At 72.2% G+C, this 20,001-nt stretch carries 24 protein-coding genes and 1 tRNA gene; 13 read left to right on the plus strand and 12 right to left on the minus strand.

The annotated features are described in order from the left end of the window. Nucleotides 1-27: 27 nt before the first annotated feature. Genes ACLJOU_RS08075 through ACLJOU_RS08095 form a run of 5 tightly spaced genes read right to left on the minus strand, consistent with a single transcriptional unit; the run spans nucleotide 28 to nucleotide 3,638 of the window. A complete protein-coding gene (locus ACLJOU_RS08075; protein WP_410564540.1) occupies nucleotides 28-573 on the minus strand; it encodes a hypothetical protein in 546 nt (181 codons plus the stop codon). Further along, nucleotides 570-1,685, minus strand: coding sequence for a molybdopterin-dependent oxidoreductase (locus ACLJOU_RS08080; protein ID WP_410564541.1), 1,116 nt, complete (start codon nucleotides 1,683-1,685; stop codon nucleotides 570-572). The genes ACLJOU_RS08075 and ACLJOU_RS08080 overlap by 4 nt, the downstream gene beginning before the upstream one ends. After that, nucleotides 1,682-2,314: a methyltransferase domain-containing protein gene (locus ACLJOU_RS08085; protein ID WP_410564542.1), complete on the minus strand. Its 633-nt coding sequence runs from the start codon at nucleotides 2,312-2,314 to the stop codon at nucleotides 1,682-1,684. Before ACLJOU_RS08085 ends, ACLJOU_RS08080 begins: the two co-directional genes overlap by 4 nt. Next, entirely contained in the window at nucleotides 2,314-2,997 is a 684-nt protein-coding gene (locus tag ACLJOU_RS08090) for a DUF2064 domain-containing protein (protein ID WP_410564543.1), read from the minus strand. Before ACLJOU_RS08090 ends, ACLJOU_RS08085 begins: the two co-directional genes overlap by 1 nt. Next, a complete protein-coding gene (locus ACLJOU_RS08095) occupies nucleotides 2,994-3,638 on the minus strand; it encodes a glycosyltransferase family 2 protein (protein ID WP_410564796.1) in 645 nt (214 codons plus the stop codon). The genes ACLJOU_RS08090 and ACLJOU_RS08095 overlap by 4 nt, the downstream gene beginning before the upstream one ends. A 159-nt stretch (nucleotides 3,639-3,797) precedes the next feature. Here ACLJOU_RS08095 and ACLJOU_RS08100 point away from each other — a divergent pair, with 159 nt between their 5' ends. Genes ACLJOU_RS08100 through ACLJOU_RS08110 form a run of 3 tightly spaced genes read left to right on the plus strand, consistent with a single transcriptional unit; the run spans nucleotide 3,798 to nucleotide 6,950 of the window. Next, nucleotides 3,798-5,192 (plus strand): hypothetical protein, encoded by a 1,395-nt coding sequence (locus tag ACLJOU_RS08100; RefSeq protein WP_410564544.1) that lies wholly within the window; start codon nucleotides 3,798-3,800, stop codon nucleotides 5,190-5,192. 10 nt (nucleotides 5,193-5,202) lie between these two features. Continuing rightward, nucleotides 5,203-5,904, plus strand: a complete 702-nt coding sequence (locus tag ACLJOU_RS08105) for a response regulator transcription factor (protein ID WP_410564545.1) — start codon at nucleotides 5,203-5,205, stop codon at nucleotides 5,902-5,904. Next, the gene (locus tag ACLJOU_RS08110; protein WP_410564547.1) at nucleotides 5,901-6,950 is read left to right on the plus strand and encodes a sensor histidine kinase; all 1,050 of its coding nucleotides are present in this window, start codon (nucleotides 5,901-5,903) and stop codon (nucleotides 6,948-6,950) included. The genes ACLJOU_RS08105 and ACLJOU_RS08110 overlap by 4 nt, the downstream gene beginning before the upstream one ends. Nucleotides 6,951-7,205: 255 nt before the next feature. Here ACLJOU_RS08110 and ACLJOU_RS08115 read toward each other — a convergent pair whose 3' ends face one another. Beyond that, nucleotides 7,206-8,264: an NAD-dependent epimerase/dehydratase family protein gene (locus ACLJOU_RS08115; RefSeq protein ID WP_410564797.1), complete on the minus strand. Its 1,059-nt coding sequence runs from the start codon at nucleotides 8,262-8,264 to the stop codon at nucleotides 7,206-7,208. Between the two features lie 123 nt (nucleotides 8,265-8,387). On the opposite strand from ACLJOU_RS08115, the gene ACLJOU_RS08120 reads away from it, so the two are divergent. Then, nucleotides 8,388-8,888, plus strand: a complete 501-nt coding sequence (locus ACLJOU_RS08120) for a molybdenum cofactor biosynthesis protein B (RefSeq protein WP_072476233.1) — start codon at nucleotides 8,388-8,390, stop codon at nucleotides 8,886-8,888. A 120-nt stretch (nucleotides 8,889-9,008) separates the two neighbouring features. Beyond that, nucleotides 9,009-9,179, plus strand: coding sequence for a hypothetical protein (locus ACLJOU_RS08125; RefSeq protein WP_410564548.1), 171 nt, complete (start codon nucleotides 9,009-9,011; stop codon nucleotides 9,177-9,179). Nucleotides 9,180-9,184: 5 nt separating this feature from the next. On the opposite strand, the gene mscL is transcribed toward ACLJOU_RS08125, so the two are convergent. The 4 genes from mscL to ACLJOU_RS08145 form a co-directional block, all read right to left on the minus strand. Further along, nucleotides 9,185-9,598, minus strand: a complete 414-nt coding sequence (mscL, locus tag ACLJOU_RS08130; protein ID WP_410564550.1) for a large-conductance mechanosensitive channel protein MscL — start codon at nucleotides 9,596-9,598, stop codon at nucleotides 9,185-9,187. A 57-nt stretch (nucleotides 9,599-9,655) separates the two neighbouring features. Next, nucleotides 9,656-10,273: an SAF domain-containing protein gene (locus ACLJOU_RS08135; protein WP_410564552.1), complete on the minus strand. Its 618-nt coding sequence runs from the start codon at nucleotides 10,271-10,273 to the stop codon at nucleotides 9,656-9,658. 130 nt (nucleotides 10,274-10,403) lie between these two features. Then, the gene (locus ACLJOU_RS08140) at nucleotides 10,404-10,703 is read right to left on the minus strand and encodes an FmdB family zinc ribbon protein (protein ID WP_410564553.1); all 300 of its coding nucleotides are present in this window, start codon (nucleotides 10,701-10,703) and stop codon (nucleotides 10,404-10,406) included. An 86-nt stretch (nucleotides 10,704-10,789) separates the two neighbouring features. Next, a complete protein-coding gene (locus ACLJOU_RS08145) occupies nucleotides 10,790-11,380 on the minus strand; it encodes a 5-formyltetrahydrofolate cyclo-ligase (protein ID WP_410564554.1) in 591 nt (196 codons plus the stop codon). 24 nt (nucleotides 11,381-11,404) lie between these two features. Between ACLJOU_RS08145 and ACLJOU_RS08150 the strand changes: the two genes are divergently transcribed. From ACLJOU_RS08150 to vanX, 8 genes are all read left to right on the plus strand, one after another. Then, nucleotides 11,405-12,310, plus strand: a complete 906-nt coding sequence (locus ACLJOU_RS08150; RefSeq protein ID WP_410564555.1) for a UTP--glucose-1-phosphate uridylyltransferase — start codon at nucleotides 11,405-11,407, stop codon at nucleotides 12,308-12,310. Next, nucleotides 12,307-13,584 (plus strand): gephyrin-like molybdotransferase Glp, encoded by a 1,278-nt coding sequence (gene glp / locus ACLJOU_RS08155; protein WP_410564556.1) that lies wholly within the window; start codon nucleotides 12,307-12,309, stop codon nucleotides 13,582-13,584. Before ACLJOU_RS08150 ends, glp begins: the two co-directional genes overlap by 4 nt. Continuing rightward, a complete protein-coding gene (locus ACLJOU_RS08160) occupies nucleotides 13,584-14,252 on the plus strand; it encodes a GNAT family N-acetyltransferase (protein ID WP_410564557.1) in 669 nt (222 codons plus the stop codon). The genes glp and ACLJOU_RS08160 overlap by 1 nt, the downstream gene beginning before the upstream one ends. A gap of 163 nt (nucleotides 14,253-14,415) precedes the next feature. Beyond that, nucleotides 14,416-15,258, plus strand: a complete 843-nt coding sequence (gene glpR / locus ACLJOU_RS08165; RefSeq protein WP_410564559.1) for a gephyrin-like molybdotransferase receptor GlpR — start codon at nucleotides 14,416-14,418, stop codon at nucleotides 15,256-15,258. A gap of 54 nt (nucleotides 15,259-15,312) precedes the next feature. Then, nucleotides 15,313-15,385: transfer RNA gene (locus ACLJOU_RS08170), tRNA-Ala, on the plus strand. Between the two features lie 255 nt (nucleotides 15,386-15,640). Next, entirely contained in the window at nucleotides 15,641-16,612 is a 972-nt protein-coding gene (locus tag ACLJOU_RS08175; RefSeq protein ID WP_410564561.1) for a D-isomer specific 2-hydroxyacid dehydrogenase family protein, read from the plus strand. Further along, nucleotides 16,605-17,633, plus strand: coding sequence for a D-alanine--(R)-lactate ligase (gene vanA / locus ACLJOU_RS08180; protein WP_410564562.1), 1,029 nt, complete (start codon nucleotides 16,605-16,607; stop codon nucleotides 17,631-17,633). Before ACLJOU_RS08175 ends, vanA begins: the two co-directional genes overlap by 8 nt. Beyond that, complete coding sequence (gene vanX, locus ACLJOU_RS08185) at nucleotides 17,630-18,238, plus strand: D-Ala-D-Ala dipeptidase VanX (RefSeq protein WP_410564564.1); 609 nt, start codon at nucleotides 17,630-17,632, stop codon at nucleotides 18,236-18,238. Before vanA ends, vanX begins: the two co-directional genes overlap by 4 nt. Here the strand turns inward: vanX and ACLJOU_RS08190 are convergent. Both ACLJOU_RS08190 and ACLJOU_RS08195 read right to left on the minus strand, forming a co-directional pair. Further along, nucleotides 18,214-19,314: a sensor histidine kinase gene (locus ACLJOU_RS08190; RefSeq protein WP_410564566.1), complete on the minus strand. Its 1,101-nt coding sequence runs from the start codon at nucleotides 19,312-19,314 to the stop codon at nucleotides 18,214-18,216. The two genes, vanX and ACLJOU_RS08190, sit on opposite strands and share 25 nt — an antisense overlap. After that, nucleotides 19,307-19,984, minus strand: coding sequence for a response regulator transcription factor (locus ACLJOU_RS08195; RefSeq protein WP_410564568.1), 678 nt, complete (start codon nucleotides 19,982-19,984; stop codon nucleotides 19,307-19,309). The genes ACLJOU_RS08190 and ACLJOU_RS08195 overlap by 8 nt, the downstream gene beginning before the upstream one ends. Between the last annotated feature and the right edge of the window lie 17 nt (nucleotides 19,985-20,001).

Genomic DNA, 20,001 nt, shown 5'->3' on the forward strand with positions numbered 1-20,001 from the left:
CGCGCGTGGCCGCATTTGTGCGCCGGGTCAGTAACTCGGGCGGTCGGTTTGCGCGCCTGGAGGGTCGGGTGGCGTGCCGGTGCGGTCGGTTGGCGTGCGCGCCGGGGCATCACGCGTGTCTGGAGGGGCATCACGTGTGATTGGAGGGACGACACTCGTGATTGGGGGGACGACACGGGGGCGGAGCGCGGTCAGGAGGACCGCCAGCCAGACCGCGGCCAGGGTGAGGGCGAGGCCGAGGGTCGGGTTGGTGTCGTGGAGGCCGGGCATGGGTGGGGTGCCGTACGGGCGCCACAGCAGCGGGAACGCCAGGATCGCCAGCACGCCGGTGATGACCGTGCCCGTGATGACCGGAGTCTTCCAGCGGGGCGGGAGCAGGCGCGCCAGGGCGAAGCCGAGGAGCGCTGTCAGTGGCGCGATGAGGGCGTCGTTGAGGAGGGGGCCGCCGACGAGCCAGCCCACCGTCCTGAAGACCTCCGGACGCAGGGGCAGCGCGTACTCGGCGAACAGCACCGCACCCCACGCCAGCGCGGCGAGGCCGGGCAGCGCGAGGAGTGCACGGGCGATCTTCACAGCACCTCCAGCTTCGTGACCCACTTCGTCTGCAGCACGCCGGGCCGGTTCGGGGCGATGATCCGGCAGGGGAAGCCGTGGTCCGGGGCGAGGACCTCGCCGTTCAGCTCCAGGGCCAGCAGCGTCAGGTCGTCGGCCGTGTGCTCGCCGGGAAGCACGCTGACGCCGTACAGGCCGCCACGCTCCGAGGAGGACACCCGGACCGCCGTGCCCGGCGACGCGCCGACGGCTTTCAGCAGCGTGGGCAGCGAGATCCCGCGCCAGGTCGCCGACTGGCTCCAGCCCTCCACGCACGCGATCGGGAGCTCCGCGGTCGTCTGCGGCAGGGCGCGCAGCTCGTCGAGCGAGAACTTCGTCGTGCCGCGCGGGGTCACCACCGAAAGGCGCCAGGCCGGCGACCACGTGACACCCGCGGCCGCCGCCGTGCGGTTCACCGGCAGGTCCTGCGTGCCCTTGCCCGTCTTCCAGGAGAGGGCGGAGACGCCGCGCAGGAACGGAACCGTCGCGCCCGCCGTGGCCACGACCGCGACCCCGGCCGCCAGCCCGGTGGTCACCAGGAAGCCCCGCCGGGACAGCCCTTCGGCCGGCGGTTCTTCGACGGCGGCCCGGCTCAAGGCCCGGCGGATGATCGGCAGCTTCACCGCGACGTGCACCAGGATCGAGCCGATGGCCAGCCACGCGACCGCGTAGTGCACCTGCGGGAAGTAGAAGCCCCACGGGTAGTTCTGCGCGACGTTCAGCAGCCCGGTCGTGAGCTCGAAGAACGCCGCACCGGACAGCACCAGGATCGACAGCCGCTCCAGGGCGTGCGGCAGCGAGCGCACGAGCGGCCGGCCGAACAGCTTCGGGTAGACGCTCCACAGCTTCGCCAGCAGCAAGGGGATCGACGCGACACCCGAGATCACGTGCAGGCCCTGCGTGACGCGGTACAGCCCGACGGGACGGCTCGGCCACCAGAACCACCCGGGCGGGTGCTGGATCAGGTGGCTGATCAACCCCGTCACGAAGCACGCCGTGAACGTGACCGCGAGTGCCAAGCCGATCTTCGACGTCACCCGTTCGGTGTGCGCGGGGGCCCGGAACTGTTCTTCCGCCGGAATCGGGAGTTTCACGGCTGCTCCAATCGCGCGAACCAGCGGTGCCCGCGCCGGGTGGTCCAGTCGACGCGTAACCCGGCGCGCGCGGCGACTTCGGCGATCGCGTCCACCCCGACCCAGGCCCAGGTGAACCAGGCGACGTCGGCGTGGCCGGGCCGGAGCCGAACGCGCTCGTGCCGCAGGCCCTGCCCGGGTGGTTCCACCTCGACGAGGACGTCGCCGCCGGGGGCGATCAGCCGTGCCGTGCGCCGCAGCAGCGCGGCCGGGTCGCCGCCGATGCCGATGTTGCCGTCCGCGAGCAAGGCGTGCCGCCACCGCCCTTCGCCGGGCAGGCGGTCGAAGAGGTTGCGCTGCAACGCACTTCCGCCGCGCCGCCGGGTCAGCCGGACGGCCGTGCGCGAGCTGTCCACGCCCAGCGCGACGACCCCGCGACCGGCCAGCGCCGCGGTGAGCCGCCCTGGCCCGCACCCGAGGTCGATGGTGGGGCCGGCACAGGCGTCCAGCAGGACGTCGTCGCCCTCCGACGGCCCGGCCCAGCGTTCCACCGGCAGCTCGATCCGCTCGCCGTTCGCCAGCTCGAGCCAGCAGCGGTGGCCGAGCAGCCCGCGGTCGAATTCGTGCCCGGTGCTCACCGGGGCCGTCATCACGCCACCGCCTGTCCGCCGACGGCCGCGACGGCCCGGGTGAACCGGCCACGCGGGCACGCCGCCGCCACCGAGCGGGCGTCCGCCATAATGTCCACATCGGACAGAAGTGCGGCCTGCCGTGGCCGCAGCCCGCTCGCCGTGAGCGCGCGCAGCGTGCGCTCGCCGGTGTCGTCGCGGGACATCGGGACGCCCGCGAGGACCTGCGCGTACCGCGGCTCGGCGAGGCCCAGCGCCCACCACCCCCCGTCGGCGGCCGGCCCGAGCACGGAGTCGTGGCCGCCGTGCACGATCGGGGCGGCCGTGGCGGCGAGGAGCTCCGGGGTGACCTGCGGGGTGTCCATCCCGATCTGCAGGACCGGGAGCCTGGTGTGCACCGCGGCGGCGTCCGCGTGGGCGTTCGCCAGCCGCGCGCCGAAGTCCCAGCCGCGCTGCGGGATGACGGTGGAGTGCCGCAGCGCCGTGCCGATCTCGGCGCTCCGGGCGGCCGCGCCGAGGTCACCGGTCATCGCGACGACGGGCAAGGCGCCGGGCACCGCGCAGACGGCGTCGAGCGTGTCCAGCAGCGCGGCCGCGGCGATCTCCGCCGCCTGGGCCGGGGTCGCGGGCGGGCAGAGCCGGGTCTTGGCGAGGCCCGCGACCGGCGCCTTGGCCACGACCAGCAGGACGAACGGACGCGTCATCGGGCCAGCACCCGCCCGAAGTCCCGGACCGCCCGCAGGGTTCCCCGGACCGACCCGGACACCTTCGACTTCGTGCCCTTGGCGCGCTCGCCGTAGCGGACGTCGAACTCGCGGACCCGCCACCCGGCGCGCCGAGCCCGGATCAGCAGCTCCAGGGGATAGCCGAACGCCCGGTCGGCGACGCCCAGGCCGAGCAGCGCCCGCCGATCCGCGGCGCGCAGCGGCGCGATGTCCCGGACCGGCAACCCGCGGCTGCGCAACAACAGCGCCAGCACGACGTTGCCCGCTCTCGCGTGCCAGGGCCATACCCCGGGACCGGTCGGCACCCGGCGCCCGACGGCCAGGTCCGCGCCGCGCTCGACCGCGGTCACCAGCCGCGGCAGGTCCGCGAGGTCGAGGGATCCGTCGGCGTCGGCGAAGCACACGATGTCCGCGGTGGCGGCCTCCAGCCCCGCGTGCACGGCGGCGCCGTAGCCGCGGCGCGGTTCGTGGACGACCTTCGCGCCGAGCGCGGCGGCCACATCGGGTGAGCCGTCGGACGAACCGTTGTCGACCACGATCGCCCGGTAACCCGGCGGCAGCCCGGCCAGCACACCGGGGAGAGCACCCGCTTCGTCGAGGCAGGGGAGGACGACGTCCACTTCCAAGTCAGTCACGGCGCCGACCGTAAGTCCGCGCCGGGTGCCGCAGAAGCCTTGTGGCGCTTACCGAATCATGACGTCCGGGGAGTTCTTACCGCGTCGTTACGGCTCCCGTTCCGAGGGCGCGGGCCACCCGCCGCGACCCTAGGGTGGGCAGCGATGAGCGAGCCGAAATCGGCAGCCCGGCTCGCCGAGCCGCCTGCCCGCGAACCCGAAGCCCCGGTCTCCGGCCGCCGCGCCGACCTCTTCGCCGTGGCGGCCGTCGCGGTGCTCGTCGCCGCGGCCACCGCGGTCGGCCTCTACTACAACCGGCCGAACTCCGGCGTGATCATCTTCGTGTCCGCCCCGCCGTTGTTCGCCGACTGGCTGCCGCACGTGGGCCCGGGCTCGGTGTTCGCGGTGCTCGTCGCGGTCGCGGTCGTCCTTCACGGCCCGGCGCTGGCCGCCCGCCTGCCGTGGCGCCGGGCCCTCGCCGCCGGCTACTTCGCCTCGCTCGCCTGGATCTTCTCGCTGGCCATGGTCGACGGCTGGGCCCGCGGATTCGCCGGACGGCTCATCATCCCGCAGGAGTACCTCCACGAGGTCCCCGGCATCACCGACATCCCGCGGATGCTGCGCGAGTTCTCCTCCCGCATCCTCGACTTCCAGCCGCACTCGTGGACGACGCACGTCTCCGGGCACCCGCCGGGCGCGACGCTCGTCTTCGTCTGGCTGGACCGGCTCGGCCTGCACGGCGGCGGATGGGCGGCCACGGCCGTCGTGCTCGTCGGCAGCCTGGTCGCCGTGGCCGTCCCCGCCACGGTGGCCCTGCTCGGCCGGCCCGACGCGGCCCGCGCGGTGCTGCCGTTCGCCGTCCTCACGCCCGGCGCGGTGTGGCTCGGCGTGTCGGCGGACGGCCTGTTCGCCGGAGTCACCGCCACCGGGCTGGCGCTGCTCGCGCTGTCCGCGACGGGGTTCGCCCACGGCCGCCGGTACGCCGCGCCGGCCGGGCTCGCCGCCGGTGTCCTCCTCGGCTTCGGGATCTTCCTGTCGTACGGCCTGGTTCTCCTCGGCGTGCTCGCGGTGGCGGTCGCCGTGCTGGGCCGGCAGTGGCGGGCGGCGGCGCTGGCGATCGCCGCCGCCCTCGCCGTGGCCGGCGTCTTCGCCTGGGCGGGTTTCTGGTGGCTCGACGGCTACCACCTCGTCGTCGAGCGCTACTACCAGGGCGTGGCGCTGGTCCGGCCCTACTCGTACTGGGTGTGGGCCGACCTCGCGGCGGTGTCGGTCGCCCTCGGCCCCGCGGTCGTGGCCGCCGTCCGGCGAGGTCTCGGCTCTCCGCGCCGGGCGCTGCTCACCGATCCGGTGCTCCTGCTCGGCCTCGCCGCGCTGGCCGCGATCCTCTTCGCGGACGTTTCGGGCCTGTCGAAGGCCGAGACCGAACGGATCTGGCTACCGTTCGGGGTGTGGTTGCTGCCGATGACGGCGTTGCTGCCGCGGCCCGGGCGCCAGTGGTGGCTGGCCGCGCAGGCGGCGACGGCGCTGGCCGTCAACCACCTGCTGTTGACGGGCTGGTGAGGGAGACGTGATGGACGATCAGGCCGGGCGGGTGCTCGTGGTCGACGACGACGAGACGGTCCGTGACGTCGTCCGCCGCTACCTCGAGGTGGCCGGGTTCACCGTCGACATGGCCGGCGACGGCGCCGAGGGCCTGGCGAAGTTCGCCGCGCACGAGCCCGACCTGGTCGTGCTCGACGTCATGATGCCGGGGATCAACGGCCTGGAGGTGTGCCGGCGGCTGCGCCAGGTCAGCCAGGTGCCGATCGTCATGCTGACCGCGCTCGGCGAGGAGGAGAACCGCATCGCCGGGCTCCAGCTCGGCGCCGACGACTACGTGACGAAACCGTTCAGCCCCAAGGAACTCGCCCTCCGCGTGGCCTCGGTGCTCCGGCGCGCCCGGATGCCCCGTCCGGAGCCGGCCGCCGCCGAGCTCGTGGACGGCGACCTGCGCCTGCAGATGAAGGCCCGCACCGCGACCCTCGGCGGCCGTGAACTCCCGCTCACCACCCGGGAGTTCGACCTGCTGGCGTTCTTCCTGGCCCACCCCGGTGTCGCCTACTCGCGCGCGGACCTGCTCGAGAAGGTGTGGGGCTGGGACTTCGGCGATCAGTCCACAGTGACCGTCCACGTGCGACGGTTGCGCGAGAAGATCGAGCGCGACCCGGCCAAGCCGGCCCGGGTGGCGACCGTGTGGGGCGTCGGCTACCGCTACGACCGGGAGCAGCCGTGATCGGCTCGGGCGAGACCTTCGAGGAGATGCTGACGCACCTCTGGCACATCCTGCCGTTCGCGCTGCTGTTCTCGCTGCCGGTGGCGGCGCTGGGCGGGGTGGCGCTGTACGTGCTGCGCCGCGGTGCGCTGGCCACCACGCTCACGGTGCTGGTGCTGATCCCGGTGCTCGCCACGCTGGTGGGCGTCCTGGGGGTCAGCGGGTTCATGTTCACCCCGGCCCTGACGACGATGCTGCTGGTCTGCCTGCTCGTCGCCCTGGTCACCGTGCCCGCGGCGATCATCCTCGGCCGGGCCATCGCGCGCCGCAGCGTGTGGGAACGCGAGGCCCGCGAGCGGGAACGCGCCGCCGAGGCGTCCCGGCGCGAACTGGTCGCCTGGATCAGCCACGACCTGCGCAGCCCGCTGGCCGGCATCCAGGCGATGGCCGAAGCGCTGGCCGACGGCGTGGTGTCCGAACGCGACGAGGTGGCCGACTACGCCCAGCGGATCAGCGGCGAGACCAAGCGGCTGTCCGCGATGGTCGGCGACCTCTTCGAGCTGTCGCGGATCACCGCGGGCGCGCTCGAGCTCACGATGTCCGCGGTGCCGCTGCGGGACGTCGTGAGCGACGCTGTCGCCGCCCAGGCGCCGGTCGCCCAGCGCAAGCGCGTGCAGGTGCTCGCCAACGCCTCGACCTGGCCGGTGGTGACCGGCAGCGACCCGGAACTGGCCCGGATCGTGCGGAACCTGGTGTCCAACGCGATCCGCCACACCCCGCCCGACGGCACGGTCGCGGTCCAGATCGGCGTCGACGGCGACGAGGCCCTGCTCGCCGTCGACGATTCGTGCGGGGGCATCCCGGACGACGAGATCACCCGGGTGTTCGACGTCGCCTTCCGCGGGACGCAGGCCCGGACTCCTGAACGCGGGGGGACGACCAGCGGTGGCGGGCTGGGGCTGGCTATCGCCAAAGGACTGGTCGAGGCGCATCGGGGGCGGATCGGGGTGCAGAACCACGGGCCGGGGTGCCGGTTCGAGGTGCGGCTGCCGCTGGCGATGCCGTAGGCGGTGGCAGCTGGGCGGGCGGTGCCGGGTGAGCTGCGCGCCGGGTGTCTGCGGGGACAGGATCGGACGCCTGAGCGTGGCGGGACGACCAGTGGCGGGCGGGCGGGGGCTGGCGGGCCGCGGGCGCGGCCGGTATCGAAGGGCGAGGTCGGGTCGCCATGTCGCCGCGGCTTGGCATTCGCCGTTGCCCCGGCTGAGGGCGGTGGGGTGATGCTGAGCCCCGGTTTCGCGTAGCGAGGTGCCCGAAGACGTCCGTCAGGGCGAGACCGGTTCCCGCAGCTCAGCTGTCGCGAAGTCCGCGATGCCCTCCGCGAAGCCGATTTTCGCGGTGAAGCCGAGCAGCTCGCGGGCGCGGGCCGGGTCGGCGACCACGTGGCGGACGTCGGCCGGGCGGGCGCCGCCGAGTACCTCGGGTGCTGGGCCGTTGCACGCGCGGGACAGCTCCTTCGCCAGGTCGCCCACCGTGTGGGGCGTGCCCGAGCAGATGTTCAGCGGGGTGAGGTCGGCCGGGCCCGGGGTTCGGAGGGCCAGGACGTTCGCCCTAGCCACGTCGTAGACGTGGACGAAGTCGCGTTGCTGACGGCCGTCCTCCAGGACCCGGGGCGCTTCGCCGCGGGCCAGTGCCGAGCGGAAGAGGGACGCGACTCCCGCATACGGCGTGTTCTGGGGCATCCGCGGGCCGTAGACGTTGTGGTAGCGCATCGCCCACACGCTGCCGCCCGTCTGGCGGGCCCACGCGCCGGCCAGGTGCTCCTGGGCCAGCTTCGTCGCCGCGTACGTGCTGCGGGGGTTCAGCGGCGCATCCTCGGGCACCAGCTGCCAGCTCAGCTCCGCCTCGCACGCCGGGCAGCGCGGTTCGAACCGGCCCGCGTCCACATCGGACCGGCGGCGCGGCGACGGCGTCACCACGCCGTGGTCCGGGCAGGCGTACCGGCCTTCGCCGTAGACCACCATCGACGACGCCAGGACCAGCTTCCGCACGCCGGCCGCGTGCATCCCGGCCAGCAGCACCGCCGTGCCGTAGTCGTTGTGCAGGGCGTACGACGGCGCGTCCGACGGGTCGATCCCGTGGCCCACCACCGCCGCCTGGTGGCAGACCGCGTCGACGCCGTCCAGCAGCTCCGCGACGATCTCGGTGTCCGTCACGTCGCCGCGCAGGAACCGGTGCCTGCCGGTGTACGGCGGCGGCGTGCGGGAGCCGTGGGCCGTCGGCAGGAGGTTGTCCAGCACCACGACCTCGTCGCCGCCGTCGGCGAGGAGGTCGGCGATGTGGGACCCGATGAACCCGGCTCCGCCGGTGACCAGTACGCGCACAACGGCCACGCTAGGGGTCCTCGCCCGGACCCGCCGGAGCTGGCGGCGGCCCGTCACGGAATCGTCAGAACTCACCCGGCACCTCCCACCGCCCGGCCGCCGGAACCGGCTACGGTGGGCGCCATGGAACGGAGTGCACAACGGCTGGGCCGGGCCCTCGTGGTCATCGTGGACGATCGCGTGGCGCACGGCGAGCACGAGGACACCAGCGGCCCGCTGGTCACGGAGCTGCTCGAAGAAGCGGGCTTCATCGTCGACGGTGTCGTGGTCGTCGAGGCCGAGACCGCGGGTATCCGCAACGCGCTCAACACCGCCGTGATCGGCGGCGCCGACCTGGTGATCACCGTCGGCGGCACCGGCGTGCTGCCGCGTGACCGGACCCCGGACGCCACCGCCGGTGTGCTCGACCGCCCCATCCCCGGCATCAGCGAGGCCATCCGCGCCTCCGGCCTGGCCGCCGGAGCCGTCGACGCCGGCATCTCCCGCGGGCTCGCCGGCGTTTCCGGCAGCACGCTCGTGGTCAACCTCGCCGGGTCGCGCTCCGCGGTCCGGGACGGGATGGCGACCCTGACCTCGCTCGTGCCGCACGTGATCGACGAGCTCTCGGGCCTCGAAGAGGTCTGACCTGCGTTCTGCCGGGCCGGGGTGACGCAGGGCGTTGCTCCCGGCCTTCGGCGTGCTCGGGAAGCGCCGCCGAGGTTCACTCTGGAGTTGTCAAACACCGCGTCGTGGGACACTGGGGTCATGCCGGGCGAACAGCGGAAACCCCAGACCAGCGAGCAGCGCCGCCGGGTCGACGAGATCTTCGGGGACGTCCTGCCCGAGACGACCGCCGACGAGCGCGACCCCGAGCGGCGCACCGGTCTCCCGGATGACTGGTACCGGGAGAACCGGCCACCGCACCACGACCGCTGACCTCGTCAGTCGCGCTCGGTGTCGCGCCGGTACTGCGCGCGGAGCAGGTCGCGGATCTCGATCAGCAGCTCCACGTCCGTCGGCTCCGACGGGCCCGGTTCCTGGCCGCGCTTGCGGCGCTCCTGCAGCTTCTTGACCGGCATCACGATCACGAAGTAGACCACCGCCGCGACCAGCACGAAGTTGATCGCCGCGTTGATCACGGCGCCGAAGTCCAGGAACGTCGAGGGGTTGCTGGGGAAGACCTTGAACCCCAGGCCCTGCGCGGCCTCCGTGCCGCCGATGGTGTTGATCAGCGGCTTGATCAGGCCGTTGGTGAACGCCGTGACGATCGCCGTGAACGCCGAGCCGATGACCACCGCCACGGCGAGGTCGACGACGTTGCCGCGCATCAGGAAGTCCTTGAAACCTTTGAGCACCTTGCTCTCCTCACGAACCGGGACGGGGACGCCGCCGCCCGTCTCAGCGGGCGCGGGCTAGCGGAGAGTAACCGTTACCGGACGCTCCAAAGAAATCGCCGCCACTTGCGTCGCGACCGCCTCCGGTAGCCGGAGCAGCACCAGCGGCCCCTTGGGCGTGGCCGACTCCGGGTGCCCGACCGTCACGACCGTCGCCCCACCGGCGAGCACCGACGCAGGCGCTCCCGGCTCCGGCGCCGCGATGACGTCGACGCGACGGCCGGGCTGGAGCAGCTCGGCGACGGCCACGTCGGCCAGCCGGACCGGCACGGTCGCCGTGCCGGGATCGTCCGGGGCGGGGACCGTGGCCAGCCGGACGTCCGTCAGTGGCTCGCCGGCCCGGACGGCGCCCGCCAGGAGACGTCCGTCGACCGCGTCGAGGGTGCTCAGCACGCCCGCTGGACGTGCTTCACCGGGGAGCTCGGCCAGCCGGAGGTCGGCAGCGCGCAGCACCGCGCCGGAGGGAAGGTCGTGAGCCGCGAGGACGGTCGGTGCGCCTCGCGCGAAGCCGGGGTGGACGAGCAGCAGCGCGCCGAGCACGAGCAGGCCGACGGCGAGCCAACGGCGGGTGAGCCGTGTCCGCCGGCTCTGCAGCCGGTTCAGCTGGATGGAACGAAGCTTCGGTAGGACGTCCACGAGGCCCCCTCGGCCGGATCGGGTGCGGCGGTGTGCCGCACGAGATCGACGTTAGGGAAGCCGGACGGGCCGCCGGAAGGGCCACGTCCGGCATCTGTGGACAACCGGGGTGTTGTGGACAACTCGCCCGTCAGGACGCCGCGGCGGCCGTTTTCGTCGTGGTCGAGGAGGAGGATGCCGAGCTCGTGTCCGACTTCGACTCCGTCTTGCCCTCGGTCTTCGCCGGGGCCGCCGCCGTGCTCGACTTGCTCGAGTCGCGCGAGTCGGTGCGGTAGAACCCGCTCCCCTTGAAGACGACGCCGACCGAGCTGAAGACCTTGCGCAGGGCCCCGGAGCACTGCGGGCAGACGGTCAGGCTGGGGTCCGAGAACGACTGCACGGCTTCGAACCGGTGGTCGCATTCTTTGCAGGCGTACTGGTACGTAGGCACTGACGGCTCCTTTGCTGGCACTCATCCGACCTGAGTGCCAACACGATTGTGCGGGAGAACCTTCCCCGAAAGCAATTCCTGGTTGCTCACACCGGCAGTTCGACCACGCCTCGACCCGGCGTCAAGGCGCCGGTCATGCGCACGTCGTGCGGCTCGCCGGGCAGCCGCTCGACCAGCTCTTCGTCGCGGACGACGGCCAGCAGCGCGGCGCCGGCCGCGGCGAAGACCAGCGAGCGGTCGTAGTGGCCGGCCCCGCGCCCGAGCCGGACGCCCCGGCGATCCACCGCCAGCGCGGGCACCAGCACGAGCTCCGCCGCCCCCACGGCGTCGCTGCCCAGGCGTTTTCCGCCCGGCTCGCGGATGCCGCGGAACCGGCTGGGGACGAGATCGGCCTCGCCGGTGTACTCGGCCCAGTCGAGCGGATCCGTCCGCGACACGATGACGGGCAGCAGGACCCGCGCGCCGCCGGCCACCAGTGCGTCGACGAACGCCGTCGTGCCCGGTTCGGTGCCGAACGGCAGGTACGCGCACACCGTGCCGGCTGTGACCTTCGACACCGCACTGAACAGCGCCGAAGCCTCCCGGGCGTGCGATTCGGCTGCCTGCCCCGCCCGGGCGCGCGTCACCCGGTCACGCCACTCCGCCTTGCTCAGGTGCTCATTGCCCAGCGCGTGCATGACCTCACGTTAGGCTCTGCGCCCATGACGGGCGCCGCATCCACCCAGACGTTCAGAACCGCCATCGTGCCTGCCGCCGGCCTCGGGACACGGTTCCTGCCGGCGACGAAGGCCGTGCCCAAGGAGCTCCTGCCGGTGGTGGACACCCCGGGCATCGAGCTGGTCGCCGCCGAGGCCGCCGCCGCCGGCGCCGAACGCCTGGTCATCGTGACTTCGCCGGGCAAGGACGCCGTGGTCCGGTACTTCGAGAAGCAGCCCGAACTCGAGCAGAACCTCGAGGACAAGGGCAAGACCGCTCTGCTGGAGAAGGTCCGCCGCGGGCACGACCTGCTGGCCGTCGAAACGGCCATCCAGGAGCAGGCGCTGGGCCTCGGCCACGCCGTCGCGCAGGCCGAGCCGAACCTGCGCCCGGACGACGAGGCCGTCGCCGTGCTGCTGCCGGACGACCTGGTGCTCCCCACCGGCGTGCTCGAGAAGATGAGCGCGGTCCGCGCCGAGTTCGGCGGCAGCGTGCTGTGCGCGTTCGACATCCCGAAGGCCGAGATCTCGCCGTACGGCGTGTTCGACGTCAGCGACACCGGCGATGACGACGTCAAGCGCGTGCACGGGATGGTCGAGAAGCCGAAGCCGGAGGACGCGCCGTCGACCTACGCGGCGGCCGGCCGGTACCTGCTCGACCGGGCGATCTTCGACGCGCTCAAGCGGATCACCCCGGGCAGCGGCGGCGAGCTGCAGCTGACCGACGCCGTCGCGCTGCTGATCTCCGAAGGGCACCCCGTCCACGTCGTCGTGCACCGCGGCGGACGCCACGACCTGGGGAATCCGGGTGGTTTCCTGCGCGCCGCGGTCGATTTCGCGCTTGAAACGCCCGAGTACGGTCCATCTTTACGGGCGTGGCTGACGGAACGGATCGGGACAGAGCGCCCATGACGGAATCCCTCGACGCGGCGCGGCCGGAAGCGGCCGAGGACGAGGCCGAGTTTCGCTCGGTGGACGCGCAGATCGCGATGACACTGGACGCGGCCGTCCGGCCGCAGCCGGTGCGGGTGGCGATCTCCGAGGCCCAGGGCCTGCTCTGCGCCGAGGAGGTGGTCGCCGAGCACGCGCTGCCCGGCTTCGACCAGGCCGCGGTCGACGGGTACGCGGTGCGCAGCGTCGACGTCCGTGCCGCGGGCGAGGAACCCGTCCAGCTGCCGGTCGTCGGCGAGATCGCGGCGGGCTCGCGCCAACCGCGGCGCCTGCAGCCCGGCCAGGCCGTGCGGGTCGACACCGGCGCGCCGCTGCCGACACTGGCCGACGCGGTCGTGCCGCTCGCCTACACCGACGGGCACCAGGCCAAGGTCACCGTGCACCGCTCGGTGCCGTCGGCGGGGTACGTGCGGCGGGCGGGCGAGGACGTCCAGATCGGGGACGTCGCGGTGCGCCGCGGCGACACGATCGGCTCGGCCCAGGTCGGCCTGCTGGCCGCCGTGGGCCGGGCGAAGGTCCTCGTCTACCCGCGGCCGCGGGTGTCGATCGTGTCGGTCGGCGACGAGCTGGTCGACATCGACCGGACGCCGTCGGTCGGGCAGGTCTACGACGTCAACTCCTACGCGCTGGCCGCGGCCGCCCGGGACGCGGGCGCGGAGGTCAGCCGGGTCGGCATCGTGCCGAGCGAGCCGAAGCGGCTGCGTGAGGTCGTCGAGGGCCGGCTGCTGATGTCGGAGATCGTCGTGGTCGCGGGCGGCGCCGGCGGGTCCACCGGCGACGAGGTCCACGCCGCGCTGTCCGACCTCGGCCGGATCGACATGACGCGGGTGGCGATGCACCCCGGCTCGGTGCAGGGATTCGGCCGGCTCGGCCCGGACTCCGTGCCGACGTTCCTCATCCCGGGCAACCCGATGAGCGCGCTGGTCGTGTTCGAGGTGCTCGTGCGGCCGCTGATCCGGGCGGCGCGCGGCACCCGCAACCCGCACCGGCGGATCGTCGGCGCGCGGCTGCTGTCGCCGATCACGTCCACCGAGGGCAGGCGCGGCTTCCTCCGCGGGCAGCTGCTGCGCGACGAGGCCAACGGCGAATACCTGGTCCAGCCGCTCGGCCAGTCCGGGGCGCACCTGCTCGCGTCGCTGGCCGAGGCCAACTGCCTGATCAACGTGCCGGAAGAATTGACGGAGGTCGCGGCCGGCGAGCAGGTCCAGGTCACCTTCCTGGCGCAACGGGCCTGATGAACTCCGTGTCGGGCGTGTCCTATCCGGTGGAGAGCCGGCACCCGGGCTGGCAGGCACGGCTCGGCCCGCTGCGGGTGCCCGCGGGCGAGGTCGCGATCCGGCCGGTCCGGCTGCGCGACGCCGGCGAGTGGAGCCGGATCCGGCTCCGGGACCGCGCGCACCTCGAGATGTGGGAGCCCACCGGCGTCGGGCCGTGGCCGGAACGCAACGCCTTCTGGTCGTGGCCGTCGCAGTGGGCGGCGCTGCGGTCGCTCGCTCGGCGTGGTCAGTGCCTCCCGTTCACGATCACCCTGGACGGTCGTCTCGCGGGACAGATCACTGTGGGTAATGTCATCCGGGCGTCGCTCCGGTCGGCCTGGATCGGCTACTGGGTGTCGTCCGAGGTGGTCCGCGGAGGGGTCGCGACGGCCGCCGTCGCGCTCGTCACCGACCACGCCTTCGGCCCCGCCGGGCTGCACCGGCTGGAGGCCACCGTACGCCCGGAAAACACCCCCAGCCTGCGAGTTCTCACCAAGGCGGGCTACCGGCGGGAGGGGCTGTTCGAGCGCTACCTCGACGTCGCGGGCGGCTGGCGGGACCACTACTGCTACGCCGTGACGCGCGAGGAAACCGGGTCCGGGCTGGTGTCCCGGCTGGTCGCCGCGGGCCGCGCCGACTACGCCTGAACGTGATTACCCACCCGGGTCCGTAGCCGCGTTACCACATGCTGTGAGTTTCACCTAATCCGGTGAGGCTTTTCCGTGACCGAATCCGGCGAGTCTGCGCCCGATCTGTTACTCCTGTGACTAACGTGATTTCTGGTGGAAGGATCGGGGGAGGTGACGGGAGATGCCCAGCTCCGTGATCATCGTCGCGCTCGCCGCGGCATGGCTCGTCGTACTCGTGCCCATGGTCGCGCGACGGCGGCAGCAGGTCGCGAGGACGGCTGACTCGGCGCTCGCGGCCCGGGTCGTGCGCAGTGGACGCAACGAAGACCGGGAGGAATTCGCCATGTCCGACGACCACGGGAAGTCCCGGCCCTCGGTGGAGGACGACCTGGCCGAGCTGGAGGCCGAGCTCGAACTCGACGACGAGGTCGACGAACCGGAGCCCGAGCCCGATCCGCTCCCGCAGCCGGCCCGCGGCTCGCGGGCCGAACGCGACCGCCCCGGCTACCGGCCCGGCCGAGGCGGCTTCGACCCCGAAGCCGCCGAGATCGCGGCCCGCGCGAAGTACAGCTTCCGGCAGCGCATCGTCGTCATCCTGCTCGCCATCGCGGTGCTCAGCGGGCTCGTGGCCGGCTTCGTCGTCCCGCTGGCCTGGTGGGGCCACGGCGTGATCGACGTCGTGCTCGTGGGGTACCTGGTGTACCTGCGCCGCCAGGTCCGCATCGAGGAGGAGATCCGGCAGCGGCGCCTGGCCCGCTTCAACGGCACCCGCGCGCCACGGCGTCCCTCGTCGACTTCGCCGGCTTCCGTTTCGGCTTCGGGTTCGGCTTCGGCTTCGGTGGACGACGCGGAGGCCGTGGAGGTCGTCGAGCCGGTCCGCCGCGAGGTGATCGAGCGCCGCCCGTCCCCGACCTCCCGCGTCCGCCGCAGCGCGGTCGTCGTCGACCTCGACGACGAAGACCCGGCGTTCGAGGAGCTCGACGAGCCCGGGACCGGCCCTTATCGGCGCGCCGTCGGAGAGTGACCCCCCGGCGTGGGGTGCTCGTAGGGCACTGCTAAGCTCTACGAGCACAACCAAGGGGCTGTAGCGCAGTTGGTAGCGCGTCTCGTTCGCATCGAGAAGGTCAGGGGTTCGATTCCCCTCAGCTCCACGCTTTGGAGGCCCGTGCCCGCGGAGGGCGCGGGCCTTTTGCGTGGAGCTTCAGTGTCTTGTGGGGGTGCAACCCCCACACCCCGCCCGGGGGCTTCGCCCCCGGACCCCCGCTGGGTCGCCTTGTGTAGTGAACCTTCGTCGTGCTGTCCCAAGTGGACCTTGCCGGCCTGTGTGTTACTCGTTGGTAACTTGTGCTGGGTGTATTGAAAAGCTGATACCTCGTGGCAACGTTGTGGTGCCTTGAATCAGGGGCATGGACGAATCGGCGGTGGGGATCACCGTCTATGGGTGTGGGGCTGATGAGGCCGCTCTCTTCTCGGAGGTTGCGGCTCGGTTTGGGGTGACTCCGATCGTCACCGATGCGCCCTTGTCGGTGGGGAATGTGGGGCTTGCTGCCGGGACTCGGTGTGTCAGCGTTGGGCACAAGACCGGTGTCTCGCGGGAGGCTCTTGCTGCGCTCAGGCGGGTTGGGGTTCGCTATCTCTCCACCCGGAGTGTCGGGTACGACCACATCGATGTGGAGTATGCCGCCCGGGTCGGGATTTCTGTCGGGAACGTTGCCTATTCGCCCGACAGCGTTGCCGACTTCACGCTCATGGTGATGCTCATGCTGGTGCGGGAGGCCAAGGCGCTCCTGCGGCGGGCCGATGACCACGACTACCGGCTGAACGACGTTCGTGGCAAAGAACTTCGGGATCTCACCGTCGGGGTGGTCGGGACCGGGCGGATCGGGGCCGCCGTTGTCGGGCGGCTGCGGGGCTTCGGCTCCCGGGTTGTTGCCTGCGACAGCCGTCCTCGGGGCGGGATCGACTATGTCGGGCTCGATGAACTGCTGCGGGTGAGCGACATCGTCACCCTCCACACTCCACTTACCGCCGAGACGCGGCACCTGCTGGACCGGCGGCGGATCGAGCTCATGAAACCCGGCGCCTTCGTCGTCAACACCGGGCGGGGGCCGCTGCTCGACACCGCCGCCCTCGTCGAGGCCCTGGAAGACGGCCGGCTCGGGGGTGCCGCGCTGGACGTCCTCGAAGGGGAAGAAGGCGTCTTCTACGCCGACTGCCGGGGGCGGGCCGTCGACGACCTGTTGCTGCGGCTGCAGAAGCTGCCCAACGTTCTCGTCAGCCCGCACACCGCCTACTACACCGATCACGCACTCGGCGACATCGTCGAACACTCCATCGTCAACTGCCTGGAATTCGAAAGTGGGAAGCAGCATGACTAGGGTGAGGACCGGGATCATCTTCGGTGGCCCTTCCGAAGAGCACCCCGTCTCCGTCAAATCCGCGCAAGAGGTCGCGCGGCACCTCGACCACGGGAAGTACGCACCGTTCTGGATCGGGATCACCCGGGACGGCGCCTGGAAACTCTGCGACGGGCCCGAAGGCGACTGGCAGGACGGGCGGACGGTCGTCCTGTCGCCGGACCGGAGCGTTCCCGGCCTGCTCGTCCTGGACGACGGGAAGTACGAGACCGTCGGTCTCGACGTCGTGCTGCCCGTTCTGCACGGCCCGTTCGGCGAAGACGGCGTGCTGCAGGGGTTGCTGGAGCTGTCCGGGATCCCTTACGCGGGCTGTGATGTCCCGAGTTCCGCTCTGTGCATGGACAAATCCCTCGCCTACGTCGTCGCCGCGAGCGCGGGTGTCGCCACGCCGAAGTTCCGGACCGTCCGGGCCGGGGAGGACCTCGACGGGTTCACCTACCCCGTCTTCGTGAAGCCGGCCCGTTCCGGTTCGTCGTTCGGGGTCAGCAAGGTGACGAGCAAGGACGAATTGGCGGCCGCGATCGAGACCGCCGCGCAGTACGACTCGAAGGTGCTGGTCGAAGAGGCCGTCGTCGGAAGTGAGGTCGGGTGCGCCGTGCTCGGGAACGACGGGGAACTCTTCGTCGGCGAGGTCGACCGGATCGCCCTCTCGCACGGCTTTTTCCGCATCCACCAGGAAGACGCCCCCGAAAGCGGCTCCGGAAACTCGACGCCCATCGTGCCCGCCGACATCCCGGCCGGTATTCGGGAAGAAGTCCAGGAGACGGCGAAGGCCATCTACCGCGCTCTCGGGTGCCGGGGGCTGGCCCGCGTCGACATGTTCCTCACCGGAGACGGCACGGTGGTCCTCAACGAGGTCAACACCCTGCCCGGCTTGACGTCCTACAGCCGCTACCCCCGGATGATGGCCGCCGCCGGGGTGCCGCTGTCCGAACTGATCGACCGGGTGCTTTCGCTGGCCCTGGACGGGAACGACCGGTGAACGACGACTTCGCCTTCGTCGACGAGGTGGTGCCCGGCATCCGCTGGGACGCCAAGTACGCCACCTGGGACAACTTCACCGGCAAACCCGTGGACGGCTACCTCGTCAACCGGATCGTGGGCACGAAGACCTTGTGCGCCGCCTTGGCAGACGCGCAGGAAAAGGCCGCGTCCCTCGGCTTCGGCCTGCTCCTCTGGGACGGCTACCGCCCGCAGCGCGCGGTGGCCTGCTTCCTGCGCTGGGTGGACCAGCCGGAAGACGGCCGGACGAAGCTGTGGCACTACCCGAACCTCGACCGCCGCGCGATGTTCGCCAAGGGGTACGTCGCCGCCAAGTCGGGCCACAGCCGGGGCAGCACCGTCGACCTGACCCTCTACCACCTCGCCACCGGCGAGCTCGCCGCCATGGGCGGCGGCCACGACCTGATGGACCCGATCTCCCACCACGGCGCCCCGGGGATCTCGCCCCGCGAAGCCGGGAACCGCCGCTGCCTGAAGTCCATCATGGAGGACTGCGGGTTCGCCGCGTACGAACGCGAATGGTGGCACTACGGCTTGACGGACGAGCCCTACCCGGACACCTACTTCGACTTCCCCGTCGCGTAGAGCGAAATGGGCAGCCGGACGGTGACGCGCAGCCCGCCGTCCGGTCGCGGCGTGAGGGTGAGCGTCCCGTCGTGGGCCTGGGTGATGCTCTTGACGATGGCGAGGCCGAGGCCGACCCCCGCCTGGTCGGTCCGGATGCGCCCGGTACCGCGCCGGAAGGGCTCCGCGAGGGTGCTGACCAGGGCGGGAGCGAGGTGTTCGCCCGTGTTCTCGACGGTGAGCACCGCTCGCCCCGGCTCGGCACCCGTCGTGACCCACACCGCGCCCCGCTCGGGCAGGTTGTGAACGATTGCGTTGTGCACCAGGTTCGTCGTCAGCTGCAGCAGGAGCGCCGGTGAGCCGAGAGCGGCCGTCATGTCACCGGACGTCTCGACGGTGACCCCGCGCTTCTCGGCCAGGGGCAGCAACGTCTCGGCGGCTTCCTCCGCCACCAGGGACAGGTCGACGCGGTCGCGGCTGAACGACCGCTGTTCGGCCCGGCTGAGCAGCAGGAGGGCCTCGGTGAGTTCGATCGCCCGGGCGTTCACGACGCGAAGGCGTTCGTCCAGCTCGCCGGTGGCGCGCTCGGGGTCGTTGCGGGCGACGTCCAGCAGGCTCTGGGTGATCGCCAACGGCGTGCGCAGTTCGTGGGAGGCGTTGGCGGCGAACCGCCGCTGCTCGGCGACGTGCGCCTCGAGCCGGGCGAGCATGGTGTCGAAGGCGTCGGCGAGTTCGCGGAACTCGTCGGTGCGGCCGGGCAGCCGGATGCGGTGGGCGAGCGACCCGCTCGCGGCGACGCGCGTGGCGTCGGTGATGCGCGTCAGCGGCGCGAGCATCCGGCCGGCGAGGACCCACCCGCCGAGCAGCCCGAACACCAGCAGGAAGACGATCACGGCGGCCATGAACGGGACGAACGCGCGCACCAGCACACTGCGGTTGATCCAGAAGTTGCCCTCGGTGGTGATCCAGCCGTTGGGCAGGAAGTACAGGTAGAAGGCCAGCACCGCGGCCATCAGCAGGAGGCCCGCGAGCATGACGAAACCGGCGTAGCTCAGGGTCAGTTTGAGGCGGGCGCTCGGCCCGGGTTCCCTATCCACGGTGCTCTTCCCCGGTGTCGATGCGGTAGCCGACGCCCGGGACGGTGGCGATGATCCCGGGCTCGCCCAGCCGTTTGCGCAGCACGGAAACGGTGATCCGCACGGCGTTGGTGAACGGGTCCGCGTTCTCGTCCCACGCGCGCTCCAGCAGCTCTTCGGCGCTGATCACCCCGCCCTGGGCGGCGACGAGGACTTCGAGCACGGCGAACTGCTTGCGCGTCAGGGCCACGTAGCGGCCGTCGCGGTAGACCTCGCGGCGGAACGGGTCCAGGCGCAGACCGGCGATTTCCTGCACGGGCGGCCGGTTGTGCGCGCGCCGCCGGTCGAGGGCGCGCAGGCGCAGCACGAGTTCCCGGAGTTCGAACGGCTTCGTGAGGTAGTCGTCCGCGCCGAGCCCGAACCCGGTGGCCTTGTCGTCGAGCCGGTCGGCCGCGGTGAGCATGAGGATCGGCAGGCCGCTGCCGGAGGCGACGATGTGCCGGGCGATCTCGTCCCCGGACGGCCCGGGGATGTCGCGGTCGAGGACGGCGATGTCGTAGCTGTTGACGCCCAGCAGTTCCAGCGCGGTGTCGCCGTCGCCGGCGATGTCCGCCGCGATGGCCTCCAGCCGGAGGCCGTCGCGGATGGCGTCGGCCAGGTAGGGCTCGTCCTCGACGATCAAGACACGCACCCTCCCGATGCTACGAG

This window comes from Amycolatopsis sp. cmx-4-61, from assembly GCF_046548775.1.
In the GTDB taxonomy this organism is placed as follows: domain Bacteria; phylum Actinomycetota; class Actinomycetes; order Mycobacteriales; family Pseudonocardiaceae; genus Amycolatopsis.